This window comes from Asticcacaulis sp. P2_C5 (assembly GCF_056404555.1).
The window spans coordinates 20,334-27,655 of the sequence record NZ_JBFUDU010000025.1 but is presented as its reverse complement, the minus strand read 5'-3'; the positions used below and the strand labels follow the sequence as shown (position 1 = coordinate 27,655).

The 7,322-nt window shown below is 56.2% G+C and carries 7 protein-coding genes and 1 pseudogene; 1 reads left to right on the top strand and 7 read right to left on the bottom strand.

Translation table 11 applies throughout. From position 1 onward, the window contains the following. Window positions 1–239 (top strand): annotated as a pseudogene (locus AC1DXO_RS25895) (IS4-like element ISSysp3 family transposase); the annotation flags it as partial. Between the two features lie 690 nt (window positions 240–929). Here AC1DXO_RS25895 and AC1DXO_RS25890 read toward each other — a convergent pair. The 7 genes from AC1DXO_RS25890 to AC1DXO_RS25860 all read right to left on the bottom strand — a co-directional run bounded on the left by AC1DXO_RS25890 (window position 930) and on the right by AC1DXO_RS25860 (window position 7,321). Then, on the bottom strand, window positions 930–1,484 hold the full coding sequence (locus tag AC1DXO_RS25890; protein ID WP_476981107.1) for a hypothetical protein: 555 nt from the start codon (window positions 1,482–1,484) through the stop codon (window positions 930–932). 542 nt (window positions 1,485–2,026) lie between these two features. Next, window positions 2,027–4,063 carry a flagellar biosynthesis protein FlhA gene (locus tag AC1DXO_RS25885; protein ID WP_476981106.1) on the bottom strand — a complete coding sequence of 679 codons (2,037 nt, stop codon included), beginning with the start codon at window positions 4,061–4,063 and terminating at the stop codon, window positions 2,027–2,029. Window position 4,064: 1 nt separating this feature from the next. Continuing rightward, the gene (locus AC1DXO_RS25880; RefSeq protein WP_476981105.1) at window positions 4,065–5,129 is read right to left on the bottom strand and encodes an EscU/YscU/HrcU family type III secretion system export apparatus switch protein; all 1,065 of its coding nucleotides are present in this window, start codon (window positions 5,127–5,129) and stop codon (window positions 4,065–4,067) included. Further along, window positions 5,129–5,893, bottom strand: a complete 765-nt coding sequence (locus tag AC1DXO_RS25875) for a flagellar biosynthetic protein FliR (protein ID WP_476981104.1) — start codon at window positions 5,891–5,893, stop codon at window positions 5,129–5,131. The genes AC1DXO_RS25880 and AC1DXO_RS25875 overlap by 1 nt, the downstream gene beginning before the upstream one ends. 7 nt (window positions 5,894–5,900) lie before the next feature. Beyond that, window positions 5,901–6,170 (bottom strand): flagellar biosynthetic protein FliQ, encoded by a 270-nt coding sequence (locus AC1DXO_RS25870; RefSeq protein ID WP_476981103.1) that lies wholly within the window; start codon window positions 6,168–6,170, stop codon window positions 5,901–5,903. 120 nt (window positions 6,171–6,290) lie between these two features. Beyond that, window positions 6,291–6,635: a hypothetical protein gene (locus AC1DXO_RS25865; protein ID WP_476981102.1), complete on the bottom strand. Its 345-nt coding sequence runs from the start codon at window positions 6,633–6,635 to the stop codon at window positions 6,291–6,293. Between the two features lie 122 nt (window positions 6,636–6,757). Beyond that, window positions 6,758–7,321 carry a tetratricopeptide repeat protein gene (locus tag AC1DXO_RS25860; RefSeq protein WP_476981101.1) on the bottom strand — a complete coding sequence of 188 codons (564 nt, stop codon included), beginning with the start codon at window positions 7,319–7,321 and terminating at the stop codon, window positions 6,758–6,760. Window position 7,322 lies beyond the last annotated feature (1 nt).

The window sequence follows — 7,322 nt, the reverse complement described above, 5'->3', positions numbered from 1 at the left end:
CCTTCACGCCTTCCGAGATCGAGACACTCAAAGCCCTTCAGCCAAAACTGGAAGGCAAAACAAAACTGCAGAAAAATCCCCACCCCGTAAAATCCATGGCCTGGGCAGCTTGGACGATCGCAAAGCTAGGTGGATGGGATGGATATCCAAAATCAAAACCGCCCGGCCCGATTACCTTCAGGCACGGACTGCAATTCTTCAAATCCATCGCATTGGGCCGAGAACTCCGAGATGTGTGAATCGCCTAGCATCAAGGCAAGCTGGCAGCGCCTCAGCGTACCCACGAGAGGCGAGAATATGGGTATCTGGTAGCGCACGCGTGCTTTCTATGTCGCAAATCGTTCAAGGTTTGCGCTGGATATTTCAAACCCAGAATAGCGCCTTGCCCGCAGTGTCATTCTCCTCTGGCCTGGATGGGGCGTACATTCAAGGCGCCCAACACAACCGACATCAAACAATGGAAAAAAGTGGAAATTCTGTGGAATTCCGGGGTTCTATTTCATAGCTATCGACGCGGAAAGCCTCTTCCAGAAACGCTTGGAGACGTCCAGTTTTTTCTCAATCGCCTGGCAACAGAACGAACGGTGCGTTTTCGCGTCAGGAATACCTTATAATGCGCCTCCAAGATTTGCGGTCGGATATCGTGACACATCTCAGTTGCAAGGCTGTTCCCATCTGACGGAAAGCAAGATATTTGGCCACGGATGACACTGATGCCGCGCAAGCACGGCTGCACGGATTTCATGGCAATTTCCACGGCATGTGACGGCCAAGCTAAGAATGCGCCTGCGGCACCGATAAAGAATGATCCCGGGATCGCTGCGGCGAACGCTGGCTATCCGTGTAGGCCGCGTAGCGGACATCCGTGTCATCCGTGGTCCAAGCCCTGCAGTCCCCTCGCCCGGTACCGGCGCTTCATGACGCGCGACCTAAAGCTGGGCGTCCGCGGCCTGCTCGACGCGGATCGTCTTATCGATACGCCCGGCACCATGAGGTAGCTCCGCTGAAGGGTAGTAGTATGATACATTGAACGCCGCGATCTCGCCTCCCGCTTTTCCGGGCACGGCCCAGGTCGAGAACCGTGAGATATCGTCGCTCGCCAGCGGCGACTTGGCAAAATCGAACAATATCAGCAGGACTGCCCCGTCAGGACGTAGCAGATTCCCGACCCCTGTCGAACTCAGCGACGAAATGCGGGATGGCTCGATGCGTTTCTTGCCCTTCTTTCGAACGACCAATTCGATAGCGATATTGCCGATCAGGAAATCCAATTCGCCCTTGTCGAGCAGCGAGGCCAACACCTTGTCCTGCGGATCCGGAAGGGCGGACTGCCCGAAATAACCAAGCAAAAAGGTCCGGGCGATGGGTAGAAGTTTACGCTCACTATAGCCGCCAAGGCCTAGCAAATTGCCGGCATCGCGCCTCTGAAGCGCCACATACAACTGGTCGAACGCGTTGCGTATGTGTTCGATTGTTACGCTCAAAACTGTCCTCAATCCCGTCAACGGTCACCAGGTGAGATTACAGTGTAGCGGCAATGTGCTGAATTTCGATGAACAGTCCATCTCATACGCCAGTCCTGCCTTCACCCGCTCCCAACGTACGCAACTATCTGTTCATTGCGCTGGCGCATCCTCGATCGTCCAAATATAGATGAATTTCTTCTTGGCACCCGGCTGGTCATTACCGCGAATGCTAACCTTTGCCTGGCTTTCGAAGGTGCGGATCATGGGGTAAGAATTTCGGTGAACAGCGTATCAATTGCAAGACTGTTCACTTCCCAAAGAGAAGTAAGACCTTAACCACGGATGTCACAGATGCCGCGCAAGCGCGGCTACACCGATTTCATGGCAATTTCCTCGGCGCGTGATGGCCAGGCTAAGAATGCGCCTGCGGCGCGGATAAAGAATGATCTCGGGATCGGAGCGGCGAACGCTGGCTATCCGTGTAGGCCGCGCAGCGGGCATCCGTGTCATCCGTGGCCAATACCTTACGGCCGTTGCCCCAAGCACGATATATCAGTCTTCTAGTCCGCCACGCTCACAACATCATACGACTTAAGATCTATCGATGATGGGACTTCATTCACCGAAACAATTGCGAGCCTTGGAATGGTGCGGCGCGTGAATGTCTTGAGATGACGGCGGATTTCAGGACCGCACAACAGGACCGGCGACAGCCCTTGCTGCATCATCTTGTCTGCCAGAGGCATGAGACTGCGAATGAGTTGTTCGGCTAACCGCGGTTCGATAACGAAACCGCTTTTTCCGTCACTGCGCCGGATATTATCCGTGATCTGGGCTTCCAGCCGGGGGTTAAGGCTGAGAACGGCCAGTTGCTCGGACACGCCGCGAAGGTCGTGACAAATGCCATTGTTAAGCTTCTGGCGCACGAGTTCCGTCAGGTCGCCGTGGTCCCGGGTCTGGCGACCGACGTCCACGAGCGCGTCCACGATCAGGTCGATATTGCGTATCGACACATTCTCCGAGAGCAGGTTTTGCAGCACGCGCTGAACATCGGTGACCGTCATGATCGTTGGGATCAATTCTTCAATCATGCCCGGCTGGCGGCCCCTCACCTCTTCGAGCATGGCCGTGACGTGAGCGCGTGACAACAGCTGCGACGCTTCGTTGCGAAGGACTTCTCCCAAGTGTGTCATCAGGACGGTAATCGGGTCAACGAGCGTGTATCCCAGGCGCTCTGCCTGGTCACGCAACTCAGCGTCTATCCACACCGCCGCTATGCCGAAGGCAGGATCATGCGTTTCCAGGCCCGGCAGGTTTTCGCTTACCGACGCGGTGCGGATCGCCAGGGACTTGTCAGGGTACAGTTTGGACTGGGCATGGCGGGCGCCGTATATCAACACTTCATAGTCATTGGCGCCCTGCTGCATGCCATCCTGGAACGTGACGGGCGGAAAGGCAAAGCCGGTGCTTCGCTCCTGTTGCGCCCGCAAGGTCTCGATTCGCTCGCTGAGAAGCGGCTTCAACTGGCTCCAGCGCTGACTAAGCTCCTTGCCAAAAAGAACCTGGATGACGGCCGGCGCCTTGGCCTTGCCGCCGTCCGCTGCTGTGCCCTCATCGACCGCGAGGTCCGTTTCGGCCTCGGCGCTTTTCGACTTGCGCCGCATGGATAGCCACATGGCAACTGCAAGCACCGCCAGTATGGCGATTGGCCATTTGGGCATGCCCGGCAAAAGCATGAGGATAAAGAGCGCCCCCATGACGATCAGCGGAATTTTCGGCACTGACCCCAGCTGGGACATCAATTCGGCGCTGAGCTGCCGGTCGGCGGATGAACGCGTTACAATAATACCGGTTGCCGTCGAAATGATCAGGGCCGGCACCTGGGTGACAATGCCGTCGCCGATGGTAAGCAAACTGAAGGTCTGCAACGCCGTCAGCCAGTCCATGCCCATCTGCGCGACGCCGATGATCCAACCGGCAATGATATTGATCAGCAGTATGATGATGCCTGCAACAGCGTCGCCCTTGACGAATTTACTCGCGCCGTCCATCGCGCCGTAAAAGGAGGCTTCCTTTTCGATCGCCCTGCGGCGCCGCTTGGCCTCGTCCTGATCGATCATGCCCATGTTGAGATCGGCATCGATACTCATCTGCTGGCCGGGGACGGCGTCAAGCACGAAACGTGCGGCCACTTCGGACACCCGCTGCGCCCCGGAGGTGACAACGACATATTGCACGACCACAAGAATGAAAAAGACGACAAGCCCGATAACGAAACTGCCCTGGACCGCGAAAGCCCCGATGGCTCCAATCACCTCACCGGCGTGAGCTTCCGTCAGGATCAATCGTGTCGCCGCCACATTGAGCGACAGCCGGTAAAGGGTCATCACAAGCAGAAGCGACGGAAAGGTGGAGAAGGATACCGGCTTATCGACATAGAAGGTCATCAGCAGGATGGTCATGCCGAAGGCAAAATTCGCGATAATCAGGAGATCCAGCAGCACCGGCGGAATCGGCGAGAAGAGGATCAGCAGAATGCCGACAACACCTCCGACGAGGACCAGATCGTGGTTCTTTTCAAAAAACTTTTTAATCATTTCAGGATGCACGCGCCGTGGCTGGCGTCCGCTTGCGGACGCGCCGGTAAATGTCTGCGACCGCGCGGAAACAAATGTTCGGTATTTCGCGGTCTATTTCACAACGATTGTAGAGGGTTCGGGCCAGCTCACGATTTTCGACGGTTACGATACCGTAGAGGAAGGCCAATCGCTTCAGTCGTAATGCCATCTGTTCGGTCCCTTGCGCCACCACCTTCGGAGCGGTCATGGTTTTGGAATCGTACTTGAGCGCAACGGCATAGTGGGTCGGGTTGGTGATCAGGATGTCGGCATTACGAATATTCTTGAGGCTTTTGCTTAGCTTGGCATATTCACGGTGTATCTGCCGGCGGCGCTGTTTGAATCGTGGATCGCCTTCGCGATCACGCGATTCCCGCCGGGTGTCCTGCCGCGTCATCCGCATTCGCTTCAGAAAATCCCGCCGCGAGATAAGCTGGTCTATTGCGGCGACTATGATCGCGGCGCCGGCGAACAGAACCATCAGTCGCATAGTCATGTGGCCCAGAGCCGCCGCCAGGCCGGCGGCATCGGATATGACCAGCTTGCGAGCTTCCAGTATGACAAGAATAGTAAGAACCGTGTAGACCACGAGCTTGAAGACATTCTTGCCGGTTTCGATGAGCTGCCTTACGGAAAATACCCGCTTGAAACCGTTGACCGGGTTCAGCTTGCTAAAGTTCGGAGAGAGGGGCTTGAGGGTAAACAGGACGCCTGTCTGCACAACTTCGAAGACCAGAACCGTCGCAAAAATAGCGCCGATCATGAATATCAGCGGATGCGTGACGGCCGCCGACATGGCGCCTGCGACGTGCAGGATTTCGTTTGTCCCCGTGGTCACAGTCGACGCCGTCACCAAGGTACGCCTCGCCGCAAGGGAGACCGCTTCCAGAAGCTGGGGACCGAACATCCATAAATAACCAAGAAAGGCGACCAGGCTGGTCGCAAACCCCAGGTCGAGCCCGCGCGCGACAGATCCCTGTTCACGTGCCTTGCTCAACTTGAAAGGCGTTGGCGCTTCTGATTTGTTCTGGGACTGATCTTCCATTACAACAGGCCCGGAATGGCTTCAAAAGTCAGGGTCGTCATACGCGCGAACAAGGCGCCGGAACCGCCAAACGCGACAGGCAGGACCATCAGAAGCAACAGCGTCTTGACCTGAAAACCCAATACCAGAACGTTCATCTGCGGAACCGTCCGCGATACGAGCGCGATGGCCGCATCAACCAGGAACAGGCTCAGAATCGTACCTCCTGCCACGCCGAAACTGGTTATCGACAATGCTGTGAGGAGTGCTGCTACCCTCGCCAGGCCGTCAACCGGAAGATGCCCCGTCCCCAAAGGCACAGCGCGAAGCGATGCCTCCATCATGCGCAGAAGATCCTGATGGCCGCCAAGTGCAAAAAAGACCGCGGCGGCGGCATAGGCGAACAGGGTACCGACCAGCGGCATCTGGCCGCGGGTGGCGGGATCGATCAACATAGCCAGGCCGAAGCCCGCCTGAATATCGATCGTGCGTCCCGCAATATAAAGCATGCCGAACATGAGGTGGAACGCCATGACAAAAACCAGGCCCAGCATCAATTCACGTGCAGCCACGACGATCAGGTTGCCGGCGCTGAGATCGTCGACCCGCGCGAGGTTGGGATCCGCGCCAACCAGACAGGCCGCGACGCCAAGGCCGAACAGGACGCGAAATGCCGCAGGTGCCCTGATCTGTGAAAATGGCGGCGCCAGCGCGAATACCGGCGCAACCCGCAACCCCAACAACAGGCACGCGCAGACCCGACTGGCAAGATCGACAATAACCATGACCCGGTTAACGACCAAGGGATGGAATAAGGCGGATCATCGAAATGCCGAATTCCGCAATCTTATGGAGCATCCACGGACCAAGGCCAATGAGCACGATGGCCGCCGTCAGCAGCTTGGGCACATAGCTCAAGGTCATTTCCTGCAGCTGGGTTGCAACTTGAAATACGCTGACCAGCAGGCCGACAATCAGGATTGTAATCAGGATTGGCGCCGAAATAAGTGCGGCACTCCACAACAGCTTGTTCATCAAGCCCAGCGCTTCATCGGCCCCCATTTTTACCCCCCCCGGCAATACACGCAACAGCCTTTGTTCAATCTCACAAACGACCATATTTTGCAAGGAGATAGACAGAATACTCTCCCGTACATTGAAATGTATCGTCCTGGTTCGGCGTCAACGCGAAGCGCTGCGCAATTCTGCGATAATGCGATTGATGAGAGCGGCCCCGGCTTCGTCCGATTCAAGGGACTCCGTAACCCGTTCCACCACTTGTTGAAACTTGGTCTCGTTGATCAGGTCGGAACCAAATTGGTCCGCCAGAATATTTTGAACCAGGGCTCGACGCAATTGATGATCATCGACCGCGTCGACCGCCGCCAAGGCTTTCAGGTTATCGGCGGAATCGGGTTTTGCACCGCGCAACCTGGGATTACGCTTTGTCGCATGCGATTTGGAGCGCTCAAGCATGCGCTCCTGCAAGATCATCACCAGACGATCAACCTGCGAAATTGGGTCCATTATTCAATATCCGGCCATAAGCGGTTTCGAGCCATATTATCGGCTCGCGCTAGAGCGAAATGACTTTAAGTGGAATCGTCATTTCGCTCTAACTTTTTGTTTTGTCGCGCAATTTAACCGCTCTAATGTTTGACGTCTCTGAAACTGTATTGCTTCAGCAGGAAATGCGCGTCGGATTCAACGTCCTCGGCAACGGGCTGTGCCTCCAGCTTAGAGCGCATTTCGCTCACCATCAAAGCCATGTCTCTGTTCATTGGCGCCAGTTCGGTATTGAGCGCCATGCCTTCCTCAAGCAGAGATATGGCGCTTGCAAACTCGCCTTCCAGCATCTTGTTGAGACCGGTGACGAAGCGGTTCAGGCTATTGTCAGATGGCAATTCCAGCAGCGGGAGCCATGTCGACTGGGCAACGGTGGCTTCTCCCATGCTCAGTTCGAGCAAGCCCAACTGAAATCGCGCCAAGGTGTAGTCTGGTGCCACGTCTACCGCCCGCCGCATGGCGACCCGACCTTCCGCGTAGCGTTCCGCGCCAGCGAGAACCGAGCCACGAAGAAAATGCAGGCGCGCGTCGCCACCATACAGCTGAAGCAATTCATCCATATGGGCCAGCGCCTGCTCGGCATCCTGCGATATTTCGGCCAGAACGGCCTGAAGTACGTCATCTGGTGTCATTTCAACATTGTCCATT